1 protein-coding gene is annotated in these 1,285 nt (G+C 59.3%); it reads left to right on the forward strand.

What is annotated here, in order from left to right:
• The first annotated feature begins 49 nt into the window (after window positions 1–49).
• Window positions 50–1,269 (forward strand): IS3 family transposase gene (locus ACF8MI_RS05100; protein WP_371917265.1). Its coding sequence is split into 2 segments (ribosomal slippage): window positions 50–395 and window positions 395–1,269, totalling 1,221 coding nucleotides; the frame shifts between segments, so codons are not numbered across the junction.
• Window positions 1,270–1,285 lie beyond the last annotated feature (16 nt).

Genomic DNA, 1,285 nt, shown 5'->3' on the forward strand with positions numbered 1-1,285 from the left:
AGGACACCGTTTCCCCCTTACGATAAGGGATAGGCAAACGGTTATGTTTATGACTAACAGCAACGATAAGAGTGGGGAGCTTTTGGGCCAGGAGCGGCGGCGCCGCTGGAGCCCAGAGCAAAAGCTGGCCATGGTTCGCGAGAGCCTTGAGCCAGGGCAAAGTGTGTCGGTCGTCGCTCGGCGCAACGGCATCAATGCCAACCAGTTATTCCTGTGGCGCAAGCTGTATCAGGACGGCAGCCTGTCGGCGGTCAGCGCGGGCGAAGCCGTGGTGCCTGCCTCCGAGCTGAGCGATGCGCTCAAGCAGATCCGTGAACTGCAACGGATGCTGGGCAAGAAAACGATGGAAGCGGAGATCCTCAAAGAGGCCGTGGAGATCGCCCGGTCGCGAAAATGGATTGCGCACTCACCCTTGTTGCCGGGGGACGACCAGTGAAGCTGGTCAGTGAATGTCTCGGTGTGGCGCGCTCGCAATTAACGGTTCGAATCAAGCAATCGGTATCGCCCAAGACACGGCGAAGCAGGCCTGTGAACGACGCTGAGTTGGTGGCCGAAATCCAGCAACAGGTCAGCGAACTGCCCAGCTATGGCTACCGTCGAGTCTGGGGATTGCTGCGCCGCGCCCGTGAAACCCAGTTGCTACCTGCGATCAACGTGAAGCGGGTTTACCGGGTGATGCGTGATCACAACCTGCTACTTGAACGCCGGATCAAACAACCCGGCGTGCCGCGTCGGCACGAAGGCCGTATTGCCGTGAAAACCAGCGATACGCGTTGGTGCTCTGACGGCTTTGAGTTCCGTTGTGAGGACGGCGCCAAACTGAGCGTGACCTTCGCCCTGGACTGCTGTGATCGCGAAGCCATCGGCTGGGTCGCTAGCCCAACTGGGTACAGCGGCGATGATATCCGAGACTTGATGCTGGAAAGTGTAGAGAAGCGCTTCGGTGATCAACTGCCCGCCACGCCGGTGCAATGGCTAAGCGATAACGGCTCGGCCTACACCGCCGAACAGACGCGTCTGTTTGCTCGGCAGATCGGCTTGCAACCGGTGACCACACCGGCGCGTAGCCCGCAGAGTAATGGCATGGCAGAGAGCTTCGTGAAGACGATCAAGCGTGATTACGTGGCGCACATGCCCAAGCCGGATCGAGAAACGGCGCTGCGTAACTTGGCAATTGCCTTCGAGCATTACAACGAGCAGCATCCGCACAGCGCGTTGAACTATCGGTCGCCGAGAGAGTTCAGGCGCTTGGTGGCGGCATCAATTTAACGGGGAGTTGGTGTCC

The sequence above is a fragment of the Pseudomonas sp. yb_9 genome (assembly GCF_043103635.1).
GTDB classification, from domain to species: Bacteria; Pseudomonadota; Gammaproteobacteria; order Pseudomonadales; family Pseudomonadaceae; genus Aquipseudomonas; species Aquipseudomonas monteilii.